Raw genomic sequence first — 15828 nt, 5'->3', positions numbered from 1 at the left:
TTGCCGTGGTAGAAAAATTCCGAATAACAATTCCTGACCGCTCGTATTTCCCATGAAACGTTGGTTGCTCGCGCTGCTGTCGTGCTGTCTGCTTCCGGCCATGGGCCTGGCGCGCGCGCCGCTTCCCGCCATCAATCTGCACCACACCAGCTGGACCGCCCGCGACGGCGCGCCGCCCATGGTCCTGTCCATCACCCAGACGCCGGACGGCTGGCTGTGGCTGGGCGGGCCGACCGGCCTGTATCGGTTTGACGGCATCCAGTTCGAACAGTTCGCGCCAGCCAACGCCCCGCTGCTGACCCGCAACGTCAGCCTGGTCAACGCCATGGCCGACGGCGCCTTGTGGATCGGCTACCGCACCGGCGGCGCCGGCCTGCTGCGCGACGGGCGCATCCGCAATTACGGCGAGCGCGACGGCCTGCCGCGGCGCGCCGTGTGGGGCATCGAGCGCGATGGCGACGGCCGCACCTGGGCCGCCACGGCGAAGGGCATGTTCTACCTGGAAAACGAGCGCTGGCAGGCGCCGGCGGCGTCGTGGGGCCTGCCAGATGGCTGGTTCAAGACGCTGATGCGCGACCGCCAGGGCGTGCTGTGGGCGCAGGGCGACGGCGGCGTGTATTTCCTGCGTCCCGGCGCCAGCCAGTTCGCCAGGGCGGCGGTCGACAGCGGCACCGGCGTGCTGTTCAACCTGCCCGATGGCGGCGTGGTGAGCTGGGACGCCGCGCGTGCCCGCTTCAACCTGCTGGCCGGGCCGCAAGCCAGGGCGCCGTCGTGGTGGAGTCACCTGGGCGATCCGACCAGCTTGCTGTTCGACCGCCGAGGCGACCTCTGGGTGGGACTCAAGGACGGGCTGGAATACCGCACCGCGCGGGGTGTCTCGGGCACCACGCCGCCGCATGGCCTGAGCGGACGCGCGGTGGGCGCGCTGTTCGAGGACAGCGAGGGCAATGTGTGGAGCGCCACCTCGAATGGCATCGACCGCTTTCGCGGCGGCCGCCTGACGCGGATCGCGCTGCCGGAGCGCGCCATCGGCGGCGCCATCATGGCCGACGCGCGGGGCGGCGCCTGGATCGGCCCCTACCATGTGTCGTCCACGGATGACGGGCCGTCCGCCGCCGCGCCGCTGTGGCCGGCCGGCGGCGAGGGCTGGAGCGATCTGGTGACCGGCTACACCCGCACCGCCGATGGCGCGCTGTGGGCCGCGTCGTTTGGCGCGCTGCGCCGGGTGCAGGGGCGCGACAGCCGCACCGTCGCCTTGCCGCCGGCCATCGCCGGGGTGATGGTCACCGGCGTGCTGGCCGACCGCGACGACAGCCTGCTGGTGGCGCTCAGGCGGCACGGCCTGTACCGGCGCCAGCCCGGCGGCGACTGGGAAAAAGTCGGGAACGTCGGCGAGGTCACGACCATGGCGCGCTCGGACGCCACCGGCGTCTGGCTGGGCGGGTACGCCAACCAGGTGCTGCACGCCGATGGCGGCGCCTGGCGCGGCTATGGCGCGGCGGAGGGACTGAACATCGGGCTGGTGATGGCGCTGTATCCGCGCGGCCGCCATGTCTGGGCCGGTGGCGACGACGGGCTGGCGCTGCTGGAACAGGACCGCTTCGTCAAGCTGTGCGGCGCCGACGGCGAGAATTTCGACGGCATATCCGGCATCGTCGAACTGGACAACGGCGACCTGTGGCTCAACGGGCTGACGGCGCTGTTCCGCATTCCGGCGGCGGAGATCGCCCGCTTCCGGCAGGACCACGCCTATCGCCCGCGCTATGAGCGCATCGACCAGCGCGACGGCCTGGAGGGCGCCGCGCCGCGCGTCTCGCCGTCGCCGTCGCTGGTGCTGTCGTCCGATGGATGGCTGTGGGTGGTGCGCTCGACCGGCGTGTTCCGGCTGCGCCCGGCGGCGGCGCTGCCGTCGGCGCCGGCGCGGCCGGTGATCATCAAGACCATCGGCGCGCCAGGGGAGGGCCGGTCGGCGCTGGCGGACGTCCACTTCGCCGCCGGCCGTTCGGCCCTGCAGATCGATTACACGGTGCCGGCGCTGGCCATGCCGGAGAAGCTGCGCTTCCGCTATCGCCTGGACGAGGTCGACGAGGAATGGCAGGAGGCCGGCGCGCGCCGCAGCGCCTTCTACAGCAACCTCGGCGCCGGCGATTACCATTTCCGCGTGATGGCCTCCGATTACAACGGCCAGTGGAGCGGGCGCGACAGCGTGCTGCGCTTCACCATCGCGCCGGCCTTGACCGAGCGCTGGTGGTTCAGGGCGCTGTGCGCGGTGCTGCTGCTGGCGATGGCCTACCTGGCCTACCGCTGGCACATCCAGCGCCTGCGGCGGCGGATGGCGAGCCGGCTGCGGGAGCGTGTCAGCGAGCGCGAACGCATCGCGCGCGAGCTGCACGACACCTTGCTGCAATCGGTGCAGGGCCTGATACTGCACGTGCACGCGGCCGTGATGCGGCTGCCGCCGATGGACGCCACGCGCCAGCAGCTGGAAACCGCGCTGCGCCAGGCCGACGACGTGGTCGACGAGGGCCGGGGCCGCATCCGCGACCTGCGCGGCGAGGAGGAGATCGACACGCTGAACTTCGCCGACGCCGTGCGGGTCGCCGCCGCGCGCCTGCGGCCGGACGCCGCCAATCCGGTGCGCCTGAGCGTGCGCGGCACGGCGCGCGAGCTTGAGCCGGCGATGTACCAGGAGGCGCTGGCCATCCTGACCGAGGCGGTGGCCAACGCCTACCGCCACGCGCAGGCCCAACACATCGATGTCGAGCTCCAGTACGGCACGCTGGAATTCCGCTGCGTCGTGCGCGACGACGGCCGCGGCCTGCCGGCGGACGTGGTGCGCGATGGCGGCCGCCAGAACCACTGGGGCTTGCGCGGCATGGGCGAACGCGCGGCGCGCATCCAGGCGCGGCTGGTCTTGCGCAGCGAGCAGGGCGGCGGCACCGAATGGCAACTGGTGTTGCCGGCCGCGCTGGCCTATACCCGATAGGGTGATGAAATCCGGCGCCGCCGGTGATACGCTCGCGCGGGATAACCAAGGAGCATAGCCATGTTGAGCCGGGGCGACGACAGAATCAGTGTGATGATTGCCGATGATCATCCTTTGCTGCGCAGCGGCATCGCGGCCGTACTGGCGGCCAATCCGCGTTTCGCGCTGGTGGCGGAGGCCAGCGACGGGAGGGACGCGGTCGCGCTGTACCAGCAGTTCCGCCCCGACATCACGCTGATGGACTTGCAGATGCCGGGCCTGAACGGCATCGACGCCACCACCGCGATCCTCGACCTCAATCCCAAGGCCCGCATCATCATCCTGACCACCTACAGTGGCGACGTGCAGGTGACGCGCGGGCTCAAGGCCGGCGCCAGCGGCTACATCCTGAAGAACCTCGCGCGCACCGACCTGAGCGACTACATCCTGGCGGTGCACGCCGGCCAGCGCATGCTGCCGCCGCAAATCGCCTGCACCCTGGCCAACAGCTTCCAGGACGACGCCCTGAGCAAGCGCGAGATCCAGGTGCTGCGCGCGGTCGCCGAGGGCAACTCCAACCAGAGGGTCGGGGCCAGCCTCGGCCTGAGCGAGGACACCATCAAGGCCCACATGAAAACCATCCTGCAAAAGCTCGACGCCCGCGACCGCACCCACGCCGTGATGATCGCCCTGCGGCGCGGTTACTGGGAAGCGAACTAGGCCCGGATGGCCGCCGCGCCAGCGATTTGTCGCGTCCGGGTATCGACAAGCTCGAGGGTTTGCCCTATATTCAGGGCCCCATCGACCTTGAGAACAATATGAAACGACTGCTTTCCACCTGCCTGATTGGCCTGTCCCTGATGACGCTGGCCGGCTGCGAGCGCGCCAAGGCGCCGGCGGCCGGCTCGGCCTCGGCATCCGCGTCGGCCGCCGCCGTGCCATTCCAGAAGATCGACACCGTGACCGGCGAGGGCAAGGAAGCCGTGGCCGGCGCCACCGCCGTGGTGCACTACACCGGCTGGCTGTACGAGCCGAACGCGCCGCAAACGCACGGCGCGCAGTTCGATTCGTCCAGCGGACGCGGCCCGTTCAGCTTCGCGCTGGGCGCCGGCCAGGTGATCCCGGGCTGGGACGAAGGCGTCAAAGGCATGAAAGTGGGCGGCAAGCGCACGCTGATCGTGCCGGCCAACATGGGCTACGGCGACAGCGGCGCCGGCCCGATCCCGCCGGGCGCCACCCTGATCTTCGACGTCGAGCTGCTGGACGTGCGCTGAGATGAAGCCCGCCATCACTGAATTCCGCCTGCAGTCGCCAACGCCGGAGCATGACCATCCGCGCGCCGAGCGGCGGCTGGTGGGCAATCCGCTGCGCACCACGTGGAATCACTACACCAGTGCCAGCGGCGCGGTGATGGCCGGTGTCTGGGCGTGTGAGCGCGGCAGCTGGCGCATCGCCTTCGGGCCGCACAAGGATGAATATTTCTACGTGCTGGAAGGACGCTGCCGCGTGATCGACGAGGATGGCCACGCCGCCGAGGCCGGACCTGGCGACGCCATGGTCATCCCGGCCAACTTCAAGGGCGTGTTCGAGGTGGTCGAACCGGTCAAAAAGCATTACGTCATCGTCGACCGTCCCGCCGAAGGTTAATTGTGGTTTTACTCGATATTCTCGCGATCACCGGGCCGATTTACCTGGTCGTATTGTCCGGCTACCTGGCGACGCGCATGGGCCTTTTCGCCCGCACCGACATGCAGGTGTTCGGCAAGTTCGTGCTCAACCTGGCCTTGCCGGCGCTGATTTTCAACGCGCTGGCGCAGCGCCGCATCGGCGAGATCCTGCATCCCGCGTATTTGCTGTCCTATTTGATCGGCTCCTTGCTGATGCTGGCGCTGGCCTACACGGCCGGCCGCCGGCTGGGCGGGTTGAACCGCACCCGCGCCACCTTCCTGGCCATGGGCGTGTCCTGCTCCAACAGCAGCTTTATCGGTTTCCCCATCCTGATGCTGACGGTGGCGCCGGTGGCCGGCGTGGCGCTGGGGCTGAACGTGATCGTTGAGAACCTGGTGATGCTGCCGATCCTGCTGGCGCTGGCGGAAAGCGCGCGTGACGGCGGCGGGGGCACCTGGCGCCAGGCCGCCTGGCAATCGGTGCGCCGGCTGTCGCGCAATCCGCTGGTGCTGGCGGTGATGGCGGGACTGGTCGTCAGCCTGGCGGAGGTGAAGCTGCCGCAGCCGGTGGTGCGCACCGTGAACCTGTTCGCGCAGGCCAGCGGCAGCGTGTCGCTGTTCGCGATCGGCGGCACGCTGTTTGGCCTGTCGCTCACCAGCGGCTGGCAGCGCGTGATCCCGCTGGTGGCGGCGAAACTCATCGGCCATCCGCTGGCCGTGCTGTTGGTGGCCTCGCTGCTGCCGTTGCTGGGCGTGGTGCCGATGGCGCCCGATCTGCGCGCGGCCGCGCTGCTGATGGCGGCCATGCCGATGCTGAGCATTTACCCCATCCTGGCGCAGGCCTACGGGGAGGCCGACCGCAGCGCCGCCGCGCTGCTGATCTGCATGGTGACTTCCTTCTTCACGTTGAGCGCGTGGATGTGGATCGTGCATCCGGCTTGAATCACAGCGGTTCCTTGCGGCGCGCTTGTTCGATGTAGCGGACCGCCTGCTCGGTGTCGTGCGGCGCCTTGAGGAACTGGCGGAAGCCCTCGTACGCCGGCGCCACCAGTTCCGCCTTGGCGTCGCGGTCGAAGAAGTAGGTCAGTCCGGCGGCCGAGGCCACGGTGGCGCTGGTGGTGTCGGCCAGCATGACGTTGGCCGAGCCGGTGCCGGCTTTGGCGGGCAGGGTCTGATCGGCGTCCGCGATGCGCCGCAGCGCGCCGCTCTCCGCCAGATGCGTCAGGAAACGCTTGCGCGCCTTGGGGTTGGCCCCGTTGGCCGGCAGGACCAGCACGTCCAGCGGCGCTTCCTCGTAGGTCGGCATGCCCGGTGTCAGCGCCGGAAAGGCGAAGAAGCCGATGTCGGCCGCGATGGCGCGCGGGAAGCGCGCGGCGACGAAGCTCCCCGTCAGCATCATGCCCACGTGGTTGCGGTACAGGTAGGGCAGCACGCGGTCCCAGTCCTGGTCCATGGTCGCCTGCAGGAAGTAGCCCTTGCGCAGCAGCTCACCCCAGGTATCGAACACCTCGCGCACGCGCGCGTCGGTGAAACGGGCGTCGCCGTTGAGCAGCTTGTGGTGGAAGTCCAGGCCATTGATGCGCAAGTTCAGATAGTCGAACCAGCCGGCCGCCGGCCACGCGTTTTTCGCGCCCAGGCCGAGCGGCGTGACGCCCGCCGCCTTCAGCTGTTCGCACACTTGCAGGAACTCGTTCCAGGTGGCCGGCGGCCGCACGCCCACCCGTTCGAACAGCGATTTGCGATAGATGAAGCCCCAGGCATAGTAGTACAGCGGGAAGCCATACACCTCGCCATCGACGCGCGTCCCCTCGATGGCGTTGGCGACAAATTTCTGCTTTCTCAGCAGCGCCACCATGTCGGCGTCGAGCGGGGAAAGCAGTTTGTTTTTTGCGGCGTCGCGCAACCGTTCGCCGGCGTACCAGAACGCCACGTCGGCCGGCTTGTCCCGCAGGCGGGCGGTGAAGTCGCGCTTGTACTGCTCCTGCGGATAGCCGTGGTGCGAAATCTGGATGTCCGGGTTGGCGGCGGCAAACTGCTCGATGATGCCGATCCACGCGCTGCGCTGCGGGCTGTTGGAAACCACGTAATCGATTACCAGGCTCTCGGCGGCGCCGGCACCGGGCAGCATCAATGCTGTGCACAGCAGGCGTTTCGCCCAACCTGATCGAAAGAAGGAGGTAAGCATGCATACAGTGTGGCCGTGGCCACATTGTATGTCAACTGCCTGGAGCCGCCGGTTGCCGCCCTGTCAACCGCGCGGTTTGGGACGGAAATTGGCGTCGCCGGTCTCTTTCGGCGCGGAGGCGGCGCCGAACAGTGCCGCCACCATCGGGTCGCGGCGGATCTCCGGCTTCCTGGTGCGGGTGGGGTAGGTGATGTCGTCGATGATGCGGTGGATGCGGGCGCCTTGGCGGTTGATGGTGACACTGAGGGTGGGCTTCATGATGGGGTTCTCGTGATGGTGTGGGCACTCGCTGAACGCGCGGCGCCGGCAATGTACAAGGCGGTCGTCATGCGGCTTCGACGTGGTAAAGGTTGTCCATGGCCGCGATGGTTGCCTCGGCCTGGTCCGCCAGCAGGAGGTCGGCTTGCGGATGCAGCAGGCGTTCCTCTTTCAAATGATGCTGGCGCACCAGCGCGCGTAAATGGGCGGATTGTTCGTGGAAGGCGTCGTAGTCGCGGCGGTCGATGGCGCTCCGCATCCGCGCCGCCATGATGCGCATCTGCCGGTGCTCCTGGCGCATCACCACCGAGGAACCGTAGCCATTGCCCAGCGCGTGGTCGAGACGCGGGAACAGCACGCGCTCTTCTTTGTCCAGGTGGCAGTCGAACATGCTGATGAACACATCGAAGTGCTTGCGCGCCGCGTCCCAGTTGCGCAGGTTGACATCCGATTCGGCCACCGCGTATTGCTCGTCACAGCGGCGGTGATCCTGATCCAGATACGTCGAAATCTTGTACATCTTGGTTTGTCCTTGATTAAGCCAGGTGCATTCTGCCATTCGTTTATGCAACAAAACTTTGATTCAGATCAAGAATTTCACGCTTATCGCCGCCACCCAGACGCTGGCGACGGCGGCATGGTGCACTGGCGCACAATCGGCGCGCGGCGTGGGCTCTACAATGCGCCAAACAATTCCACGGAGCTGACCATGAAACACCTGATGCTGGCCTTTGGCGTGGTGCACGCGATGATCGCCTTGCTGTTCGCGGCCGGGGCGCTGTTCCTGATCGTCGTCGGCGCGCAATTGGGCTGGCAGGCGGCGCACGCCGGCAGCGGCTTGGCCGCCGCGCAGGAGGTGATCGAGGCGATCGGCATCGTGGCCGCCGCCGTGGTGGCGCTGCAGATCGCCGAGACCATCATCGAGGAGGAAGTGGTGCGCGACGCCGATATCAGCGCGCCCACGCGCGTGCGCCGCTTCCTGTCGCGCTTTTTCGTGGTGGTCGTGGTGGCGCTGGCGATAGAGGCGCTGGTGGCCACCTTCCGCGCCGTGCACGAGGATGCCAGCGGCTTGCTCTACGTGGCCGCGCTGGTGGCCGGCGTCGGCGTGCTGCTGGCGGCATGGGGCGTGTTCGTGCATCTTAACCGTTCGGCGGAGGAACTGGAGCCCGACGCCATGGAAGAAGCCCAGGCGGAGGACGAAAAGCTCAAGCCTTAATGCGGGCGTGTTTGCTGCCGGCGCTCCGGCTGCATCATTTCGTTGGCCGCGCCCTGTTCGAACTGCAGGCGGCGGGTCGGCGCGCTGGCATCGACGCCCAGCTCACTGAAGACTTCCAGGGCGCCCAGCAACACCGCCTGCTGGGCGTTCATGTAGTTGAGGTAGGAGGAGTTCAGCACGTAGAACACCAGCTCGAATTCCAGCGCGTCCTGCGTCACCGACTTGAGATGCACGCGGTCGGCGCGCACGTCCGGCTGGCGGCTGATCACGGCCATCAGCGCGTCCGGCACCTTGGCCGCCAGCGCGGCCGGCGTCGACGGGTTGATGCGCAGCGAGAACTGCACGCGGCGGTTCTGCATGCGCTTGTAGTTGCGCACCACGTTCTTCAGCAGTTCGCCATTGCCGATGACGATCTGCTCGCCGAAGTCCGAGCGGATGCGGGTGGTCTTCAGGCCCACATGTTCCACCGTGCCGGAGACGTTGGTGATGGCGATGGCGTCGCCGACTTCAAACGGCTTGTCGACCGCGATCGACAGCGAGGCAAACAGGTCGCCCAGCACATTCTGCACCGCCAGCGCCACGGCGATGCCGCCTATCCCCAGGCTGGCCACCAGCGCGGACACGTTGATGCCCAGGTTGGACAGCGCGGCCAGCAGGAACACCACCCACACCGTGGTTTTCAGCGCCCACACCATCAGGGTGTGGGCGACGGTGGTGGGGGAGTCCGGGGTTTCGGCATGGTTGCGGAAGTAGCGGCGCGCGCCCAGCGTGGCGGCGCGGTCGAGATACATCACCAGCTGCAGTCCCAGCACGATGAACCACAGATGGCCCAGCCGCTCCTCCCACAGCGGCGTCAGTTCGAGCGTTTTCAGGCCGACCAGCAGCGAGATCACCAGCACCGCCAGCATGCTGGTGCGGTTGAGCGTTTCCTTCAGCAACTGCACCATGGGCCGGTCCGAGCGGCCGGCTTCGTCGTGGCGGCACAGCCGCTTGCGCAGCAGGCGCAGGAAGGTGTAGATCGCCACGAAGGTGACGACGGTGGCGCCGGCCGCCAGCAGCAGCTCTTCACCGTCCACATTGGAAAATGGCGCGAGATAGCGTTGGATATTCAAACCGCTCTCCTGTCAGATGGGCTAAAGTGCACCATGCTAGGCTGGCGGCGCGGCGGGTTCTGTTCGTTGCATCACTCTTTTCATAGCCGCACTTGGTGATTTTCGTAATTGATATTTCGAAAATGAAGACGCACAATGCTCGCCACATCTCCACGATAAGAGAGGATTATGAGACTGCTCGCCCATACGCCGGTATTTACCGCGCTCGCATCGATTTTCGCCTTTTCCGCAACCGCATTCGCCGCGCCGATCGCCACCCTGGACCGCGATGGCGCCTTTGTGTCGATTGAAGCCTACGGCCCGAACGTGGTGCACGTCACCATCGCCGTCGACAAGGCCGAGGTGCTGAAAGGCCCAGGCTACGGCATCCTGCCCAAGAACAGCGACAACAGCGCCTTCCGCCACACCGGCGGCGGCCGCGACGTCGATGTCTTCACTTCCTCCGCCATGACGGTGCGCGTGAATCCGGCGCCGCCGCCATCGGTGCCGACCCAGGGCCAGAAATACTTCGCGCCGTCGCTGGCGCCGGTCGGCCTGCAGGTGCTGAACGCCAAGGGCGAGCAAATCGTCAGCATGAACGGCTGGGAGATGTCGCCGCAAACCGTCAACACCGAGAAGACCTTCCAGGTTGGAGCCTCGTTCTCCGTGGCGCGCGATGAGCACTACTACGGCATGGGCCAGAACCAGGAGTCGCTGGGCGCGCTGGACCTGCGCGGCCGCGTCCTCGATTGCAAGCATTGGTATGACGCCCCGGCCGGCGAGAGCGTGTGCGTGCCGTTCATGGTGTCGTCCAAGGGCTACGGCATCGTGTGGGACAACCCGTCCGCCACCCGCTTCGTGGCCGGCGTGAACGGCCGCACGGCGTTCCAGTCGAACGTGGGTGAGCGCGTGAGCTTCTTCATCATCACCGGCTCGACGCCGGAAGAGATCTACTCGGGCTACGCGCGCGTGACCGGCAAGACGCCGATCCCGCCGAAATCCGCCTTCGGCCTGATTCAGTCGAAAGCCCGCTACGACAGCCAGCAGGAAGTGCTGCGTGTGGCGAACACCTACCGCCAGAAGAAGTATCCGCTGGACGTGATGGTGGTGGACTGGTTCTACTGGACCCGCATGGGCCAGATGGACATCGATCCGGCCCAGTTCCCGGACCCGAAAGGCATGAACAAGCAGTTGCACGACATGGGCATGGAGTCCATCATCTCGATCTGGCCGCGCTACGAGACCTCGGGCCGCTACTTCAATGAGCTGGACGCCAAGGGCTACCTGCTGAAGGACAAGGACGGCAAGACCGTGGACGGCCTGCCGTTCCGCTCCGACCGCACCGGTGGCCTGATCGACCCGACCAACCCGGCCGCCCGCAAGTGGTTCTGGGAGAAGGCGCGCGACAACATCCTGTCGCAGGGCTTCGACTACCCGTGGCTGGACGAGACCGAGCCAGATCTGGTGCCGAGCGGCTTCTTCTACTCGATCGGCTCGGGCGACCGTTACCACAACCTGTTCCCGCTGCTGCACGTGGAGGGCGTGGCCGAGAACATGCGCGCGTGGAAGCCGAACAAGCGTGTACTGATCCTGTCGCGCGCCGCCTATCTGGGCTCGCAGCGCACCGGCGCGCTGTTCTGGTCCTCGGACATCCATCCGACCTGGGAAGCGCTGGCGCGCCAGGTGCCGACTGGCCTGAACATGACCGCGTCCGGCATCGCCTACTGGGGCAACGACATCGGCGGCTGGCAGAACCTGCCGCGTGAATCGTCGGCCGTGAAGCCGCCGCTGCTCGATCCTTCCGATGCGCGCGACGTCGTCGGCAACTACCACGACTACCCGGAGCTGCTGACGCGCTGGTTCCAGTACGGCACCTTCATGCCGACGCTGCGCCTGCACGGCGAACGCAAGGCGGCCGAGATCTGGGCCTTCGGCAAACAGGCGGAGGCGGTGATGGCGCGCTTCGACACGCTGCGCTATCAGCTGATCCCTTACATCTACTCGCAGGCCAAGTTCACGCACGATACCGGCGCGCCGTTCATGCGCCCTCTGTGGATGGACTTCGCCAACGATCCGAACGTGGCCAATATCGGCACGCAGTACATGTTCGGCCCGGCCTTCCTGGTGGCGCCGGTGACGGAGCAGGGCCAGACCGAGAAGGACGTGTACCTGCCGGCCGGCGCCGACTGGTATAACTTCTGGACCAACGAGAAGCTGTCCGGCGGCCGCTGGGTGAAAGTGGCCGCGCCGATCGATCAGATTCCGGTGTTCGTGAAAGCCGGTTCGATCGTGCCGATCGGCGCCGAGGTGCAATCCACCGCCACCAAGCAGGCCATCGCCGACATCAACGTCTATCCGGGCAAGAACGGCGAGTTCCGCCTGTATGACGACGATGGCGTGAGCTATGACTACGAGAAGGGCAAGTCGACCGTCACCGTCCTGAAATGGGACGACGCGGCCGGCAAGCTGAGTGGCGGCGGTTCCGCCAAGGTCACGGTGATCGGCAAGTAAGTCACTTGGCCTTGGCCAGATAGCGGTGCTCCCGCACCCGCTGTAGCACGCTGTGGCGCAAGTCGCGCCACAGCGGCATCGGATCCCGCCAGTCGAACACGAAGTAGCCCGAGCGGGGCCGTACAAACTCCAACAGGTAGCCGGCCAGTTCGCGCCACGACAGCACGCGCAGCAGGCGCTTGGTCTCCGCCGTCATATACCTGCATCGCACGTTTGCCGCATACGGTGTGGCGGCCACCTCCCGCCCAAGTCCATACGCCTGGTAGCAATACCATGGGAAGTGCGCGCCGGACTGGCAAGCCAGCGGTAAGCTGCCCCAGAAGCGTCCGTTCACCTCCATCAGCGCGGCGCGCCCGGTCGCGGAATCGTAGCGGTACTCGACCATCGCCACGCCTTCCCACGCCAGCTCGCGCAGCAGCGCCACCGAGCGCCGCATCAACTCCGCGTGACGCTCCGGCGGCAGCGAGACGCACAGGGTCGAGGTGCCGCCCTCCGGCGGCCACTCGTGCAGCCGCTGGTGCTGAAACTGGTATAACGCTTTGCCATCCTTCATCAGCACGAACTGCCCAAGCCCATGGCCCGCGCAGTATTCCTGCACCATGGGATAGCGGCCGAGCGGCTGGTACCGGCGCAGGCATGCCGTCAGCGCAGGCGCGTCGGCGCAATGCTGCAGCTTTTGCAGCGCCAGGCCGGCCTGCCGCAGCAGCGGGATCATGGCGTTGGGATCGGCCCACTTCAGCACCACCGGGTAACGTACTTGCGCCGCCGCCATCGCGCAGTCCTCGATGCTGGCCGGATGCCATGTGCGCGGCACGAATACGCCGACGGTCGCGGCGGCGGCATAGGTCAGGTCCTTGCGCAGCACGCGCTCCATGCGCGCCGCGTCGGGGAACATGAAGCGATAGGAGGGCAGTTCGGCGCGCGCGCGGTTCAGGGTCATGATGTCTGTTTCCGAGATGGCGAACAGCGCCGCCGAGCCGATCTCGTCGGCCAGGCGGCGTAACTGGGCCGGCACGTCGTCGGCGCGCAGGATTCCGCGATGCAGGTAGCGCGAGGCCAGTCCCGGCGCTCCCTCGCCGCGCGCGATGCCATGCACCTTCACGCCATGCCGGCCCAGGTCGCGGATGATGGCAAGGCCGATCGGCGTGTCGATGCCGAGTACCACGGCCGGCAGCGGCTGCGGCGTGGGCGGTGCGAGCATGCGCCGTATCCAGTGGCGCCAGTGATGCCGTTGGCGCTCCGTCGCCACGGCGATGGCGATGATGCTGGCGAATACCGCCGCCATGGTAAGCAGGTAGAAGCCCGGTCCGGAGGGATCGCCATTGAACAGCGCCGCGTAGAACTGGATCAGCGGCTGGTGCAGCAGGTAGATGCTGAAGGTGCAGGCGGCGGCCGCGCGCACCAGTGGCGCCACGGCCTGCAGCGGCGGCGACAGCGCGCGCACGGCGATGAAGTGGCAGGCCACGATCAGGGCGAGCAGGTAGTCGGTGATGAAGTAGCGCGAGAACGCCAGCTGCTGGTGCCAATGCGCGCCGATTAACTGGCGCAGCCACGCGCTGCCGGCCTCGGTCAGGCCGTACGCATGGAACAGGACATAAGCAGCGCAGGAGGCTAGCAGCAGGGCGGCGGCCGGGCGGCGACCGACGTGCTTCAAGGCGTTCCAGCGCTGCAGCAGCACGCCGGTGGCCCACACTGGCGCCAGCAGCAGGATCTTGGGGCCGATCAGCATCATCGCCGCGCTGGCGTACAACAGCCGCTTGCGTCCGCGCGTGAAGGCGAGGATGGCGAACAGCACGTAGTACCAGAACTCATAGCACAAGGACCAATAGGGCACGTTGGAGAAGGACATGATGGACAGCGTCCACGTCTCGTTCAGGAAGGCCAGGCTGGCGAGGATGCGCAGCCAGCCCAGGTCGTGGGTGGTGCGGCCGTCGTAGAACTGCGGCGCCATGGCTTCGCCCAGCAGATCCAGCACGGGCGTGAGCAACACCGCCGGCAGGGCCAGCGAGTACAGGCGCGCCAGCCGGCTGGCCCAGTAGTCGAGTGGTGTGGTTTCGCGCGTGGCGGTGATGTGGGCGATCACATAGCCGGACAGCACGAAGAAGACGATGACGGCGGCGTGGCCATGGTCACTGAGCGGCAGCTTGTCCACGCTGAGCAGGCGAAGGTTCGAGTGGTACAGCACCACCAGCAGCGCGCTGGCCACGCGCACCAGGTCGAGGTAGATGGAGAATGAACGGTTCATCAGGCGCTCCGTTTCAATGTGTGGTGCAGGGCCAGGACCGCCTGGCGCAGGCGCGCGAAGCAGTGGTCGAAGTAGGCGTCGGACAGGGAATATGGGTCGTGAAGGTGCGGCGTCGGCGGCGCGCACCAAAGGCCCAGCAGGACGATCTGGATGTCGTCGCGGCCGGCCAGGCGGCGCCGGAGTTCGCGCGCGTGGCGGATTTCCATGGCCACCAGCAGGTCGCCGGGCTGGATGTCGAAGTCGCGCAGGTCGGTGGCGCGGTGCGTGCCGAGATCGAGGCCGCCGCGCCGGGCGGCGCGCAGCGCACAATCGGGGGAAGCGGCGCCGGTGCAGGTGGACAGTCCGACCGATGCCGCCGGCATGCCCACGCTTGCGGCCACGCGGTGGGCGTAGGCGCTGCGGCAGATGTTGCCGAGGCAGACGAACACCACGCGCCGCACGGGCTGCGGCTGGCGCAGGCGGAAGGCCGACAGCAGTCCGCAGCGCAGTGCGGTGAGTGCCAGCAGCAGGCGCACCGCGCCGCGCCAGGTGCCGTAGCGTTGCTCCTGCCGCGCCACCATCCTCCGCACGGCGCTGGCGGCGGCGCGGGCCAGCATGGTTGCGCCGCGGATCATGGCTGCCTCGCGTGCCGGGCGGCGAGCAGCAGCTGGCCGTAACGGTCATACATCACTTGCGTGGCGAGGCGGGCGACGGTATGCCACGGGCGGCCGCGCAGCAGTGGATTGCGCGACGACGCTGGCGTCAACGGTTGCGCGGCGGCCGCCGCCAGCCCGCCGGCCTGGAAGCGTTGCGGATGCGCGGCCACGTAAGCGCACAGCCGCTCCAGCCGCGATTGATTCACAGCGTGCCGCCGCAACAGATGGAAACCGTCGCCGCGACTTTGCACATACTCGAACGGGTGGCTGAGGATCACCACCAGCTCCAGTCCCGCCGCATAGGCTTGCTCCAACAGCCCGCGCATCTCGGCGAAGCTGGTGCCGGACACCGAGACCGTCTTGCGGTGCCCGGGCCAGTCGGCGAACGTCAGTACCGGACACTCCAGCACACCATGCCGCATGTGGCGGCCCGCCAGCAACTGGTAGTCCGCCAGGCCGCTGTCATAGACACCGAGACCGATATTGGAACTGAACGGGATGCCGGCGGCGGCCAGCGCGCGATACAGATTCTCGTCGTGCTGCAGGCTCCCCGCGCGGAACACCTGCGGCGGCGGCAGCCCCCACTGCGCAAATGCTTGCTGTTCTTCGCGTAGCAAGCCGATGGTGGAATCCAGCGCGCGTCCGGCCAGGTCGTCCTGGCGCGGCGCGCGCGCGACCCGCTGGCGCCAGTCCGCGTGCTGGAACACCGACCAGCATGGATGCACATGCAATTGCAGTTCGTGTCCATGACAAACGATGCTTTGCGCGAGCTTGCACATCGGATCATCGCGGAAGTAATGGCGCTGCATCGTCTCGATAAAGAAGGTCGCCTGCATGCCGTGCCGCCGGAAGCAGTGCAGCAAGAACGCCAGTCCCTGCGAGCGGCCATCGACATCGCAGCGCACCATCGGCACGCCCACCGGCTGCCTTGTCGGATTGGCAAAAGCCCCGGCAATACTGAACTCCGTATCGATTGTGAAACAGACGCGCATGACGGCACCTCGGCGACGGCGATCGAACCAGTGTAAGCATCGCCAACGCCGCCGGCATGCGCT

The 15828-nt window shown here is 67.3% G+C and carries 14 protein-coding genes; 7 read left to right on the top strand and 7 right to left on the bottom strand.

The window, feature by feature from the left end:
• Window positions 1-52: 52 nt before the first annotated feature.
• The 5 genes from FHW83_RS01030 (at window position 53) to FHW83_RS01010 (ending at window position 5574) form a co-directional block, all read left to right on the top strand.
• Complete coding sequence (locus FHW83_RS01030; RefSeq protein ID WP_176644519.1) at window positions 53-2986, top strand: sensor histidine kinase; 2934 nt, start codon at window positions 53-55, stop codon at window positions 2984-2986.
• A 93-nt stretch (window positions 2987-3079) separates the two neighbouring features.
• A complete protein-coding gene (locus tag FHW83_RS01025) occupies window positions 3080-3685 on the top strand; it encodes a response regulator transcription factor (protein WP_176644518.1) in 606 nt (201 codons plus the stop codon).
• A gap of 98 nt (window positions 3686-3783) precedes the next feature.
• Window positions 3784-4239, top strand: coding sequence for an FKBP-type peptidyl-prolyl cis-trans isomerase (locus FHW83_RS01020; RefSeq protein WP_176644517.1), 456 nt, complete (start codon window positions 3784-3786; stop codon window positions 4237-4239).
• Between the two features lies 1 nt (window position 4240).
• A complete protein-coding gene (locus FHW83_RS01015; protein ID WP_176644516.1) occupies window positions 4241-4612 on the top strand; it encodes a cupin domain-containing protein in 372 nt (123 codons plus the stop codon).
• Window positions 4613-4614: 2 nt separating this feature from the next.
• On the top strand, window positions 4615-5574 hold the full coding sequence (locus FHW83_RS01010) for an AEC family transporter (protein WP_373997152.1): 960 nt from the start codon (window positions 4615-4617) through the stop codon (window positions 5572-5574).
• Between the two features lies 1 nt (window position 5575).
• Here FHW83_RS01010 and FHW83_RS01005 read toward each other — a convergent pair whose 3' ends face one another.
• The 3 genes from FHW83_RS01005 to FHW83_RS00995 all read right to left on the bottom strand — a co-directional run bounded on the left by FHW83_RS01005 (window position 5576) and on the right by FHW83_RS00995 (window position 7595).
• Window positions 5576-6760, bottom strand: coding sequence for an ABC transporter substrate-binding protein (locus FHW83_RS01005; protein WP_176644515.1), 1185 nt, complete (start codon window positions 6758-6760; stop codon window positions 5576-5578).
• A 120-nt stretch (window positions 6761-6880) separates the two neighbouring features.
• The gene (locus FHW83_RS01000; protein WP_176644514.1) at window positions 6881-7075 is read right to left on the bottom strand and encodes a hypothetical protein; all 195 of its coding nucleotides are present in this window, start codon (window positions 7073-7075) and stop codon (window positions 6881-6883) included.
• 67 nt (window positions 7076-7142) lie between these two features.
• Window positions 7143-7595: a hemerythrin domain-containing protein gene (locus FHW83_RS00995; RefSeq protein WP_176644513.1), complete on the bottom strand. Its 453-nt coding sequence runs from the start codon at window positions 7593-7595 to the stop codon at window positions 7143-7145.
• Between the two features lie 189 nt (window positions 7596-7784).
• On the opposite strand from FHW83_RS00995, the gene FHW83_RS00990 reads away from it, so the two are divergent.
• The gene (locus FHW83_RS00990; RefSeq protein ID WP_176644512.1) at window positions 7785-8291 is read left to right on the top strand and encodes a hypothetical protein; all 507 of its coding nucleotides are present in this window, start codon (window positions 7785-7787) and stop codon (window positions 8289-8291) included.
• Here the strand turns inward: FHW83_RS00990 and FHW83_RS00985 are convergent.
• Entirely contained in the window at window positions 8288-9403 is a 1116-nt protein-coding gene (locus FHW83_RS00985) for a mechanosensitive ion channel family protein (RefSeq protein ID WP_176644511.1), read from the bottom strand. The two genes, FHW83_RS00990 and FHW83_RS00985, sit on opposite strands and share 4 nt — an antisense overlap.
• A 168-nt stretch (window positions 9404-9571) precedes the next feature.
• Between FHW83_RS00985 and FHW83_RS00980 the strand changes: the two genes are divergently transcribed.
• Window positions 9572-11893, top strand: a complete 2322-nt coding sequence (locus FHW83_RS00980; protein WP_176644510.1) for a glycoside hydrolase family 31 protein — start codon at window positions 9572-9574, stop codon at window positions 11891-11893.
• Between the two features lies 1 nt (window position 11894).
• Here the strand turns inward: FHW83_RS00980 and FHW83_RS00975 are convergent, their stop codons facing one another.
• Genes FHW83_RS00975 through FHW83_RS00965 form a run of 3 tightly spaced genes read right to left on the bottom strand, consistent with a single transcriptional unit; the run spans window position 11895 to window position 15765 of the window.
• Window positions 11895-14138: an acyltransferase family protein gene (locus FHW83_RS00975; RefSeq protein WP_176644509.1), complete on the bottom strand. Its 2244-nt coding sequence runs from the start codon at window positions 14136-14138 to the stop codon at window positions 11895-11897.
• Window positions 14138-14752: a hypothetical protein gene (locus tag FHW83_RS00970; RefSeq protein ID WP_218105908.1), complete on the bottom strand. Its 615-nt coding sequence runs from the start codon at window positions 14750-14752 to the stop codon at window positions 14138-14140. The genes FHW83_RS00975 and FHW83_RS00970 overlap by 1 nt, the downstream gene beginning before the upstream one ends.
• Window positions 14749-15765 carry a polysaccharide deacetylase gene (locus FHW83_RS00965; protein WP_176644508.1) on the bottom strand — a complete coding sequence of 339 codons (1017 nt, stop codon included), beginning with the start codon at window positions 15763-15765 and terminating at the stop codon, window positions 14749-14751. Before FHW83_RS00965 ends, FHW83_RS00970 begins: the two co-directional genes overlap by 4 nt.
• Window positions 15766-15828 lie beyond the last annotated feature (63 nt).

Origin of the sequence: Duganella sp. SG902 (assembly GCF_013376005.1) — a bacterium.
Classification (GTDB): Bacteria; Pseudomonadota; Gammaproteobacteria; order Burkholderiales; family Burkholderiaceae_D; genus Rugamonas.
Note: the sequence above shows the minus strand (reverse complement) of the source record. Positions and strands in the feature narration are given on the sequence as shown.

Bases quoted from the DNA above. Each gene is read 5' to 3' on its own strand.
- FHW83_RS01025 (WP_176644518.1), top strand. From the start codon at position 3,080: ATGATTGCCGATGATCATCCTTTGCTGCGCAGCGGCATCGCGGCCGTA.
- FHW83_RS01015 (WP_176644516.1), top strand. From the start codon at position 4,241: ATGAAGCCCGCCATCACTGAATTCCGCCTGCAGTCGCCAACGCCGGAG.
- FHW83_RS00975 (WP_176644509.1), bottom strand. From the start codon at position 14,138: ATGAACCGTTCATTCTCCATCTACCTCGACCTGGTGCGCGTGGCCAGC.
- FHW83_RS00980 (WP_176644510.1), top strand. From the start codon at position 9,572: ATGAGACTGCTCGCCCATACGCCGGTATTTACCGCGCTCGCATCGATT.
- FHW83_RS01000 (WP_176644514.1), bottom strand. From the start codon at position 7,075: ATGAAGCCCACCCTCAGTGTCACCATCAACCGCCAAGGCGCCCGCATC.
- FHW83_RS00995 (WP_176644513.1), bottom strand. From the start codon at position 7,595: ATGTACAAGATTTCGACGTATCTGGATCAGGATCACCGCCGCTGTGAC.
- FHW83_RS01005 (WP_176644515.1), bottom strand. From the start codon at position 6,760: ATGCTGCCCGGTGCCGGCGCCGCCGAGAGCCTGGTAATCGATTACGTG.
- FHW83_RS01030 (WP_176644519.1), top strand. From the start codon at position 53: ATGAAACGTTGGTTGCTCGCGCTGCTGTCGTGCTGTCTGCTTCCGGCC.
- FHW83_RS00970 (WP_218105908.1), bottom strand. From the start codon at position 14,752: ATGATCCGCGGCGCAACCATGCTGGCCCGCGCCGCCGCCAGCGCCGTG.
- FHW83_RS00990 (WP_176644512.1), top strand. From the start codon at position 7,785: ATGAAACACCTGATGCTGGCCTTTGGCGTGGTGCACGCGATGATCGCC.
- FHW83_RS01020 (WP_176644517.1), top strand. From the start codon at position 3,784: ATGAAACGACTGCTTTCCACCTGCCTGATTGGCCTGTCCCTGATGACG.
- FHW83_RS00965 (WP_176644508.1), bottom strand. From the start codon at position 15,765: ATGCGCGTCTGTTTCACAATCGATACGGAGTTCAGTATTGCCGGGGCT.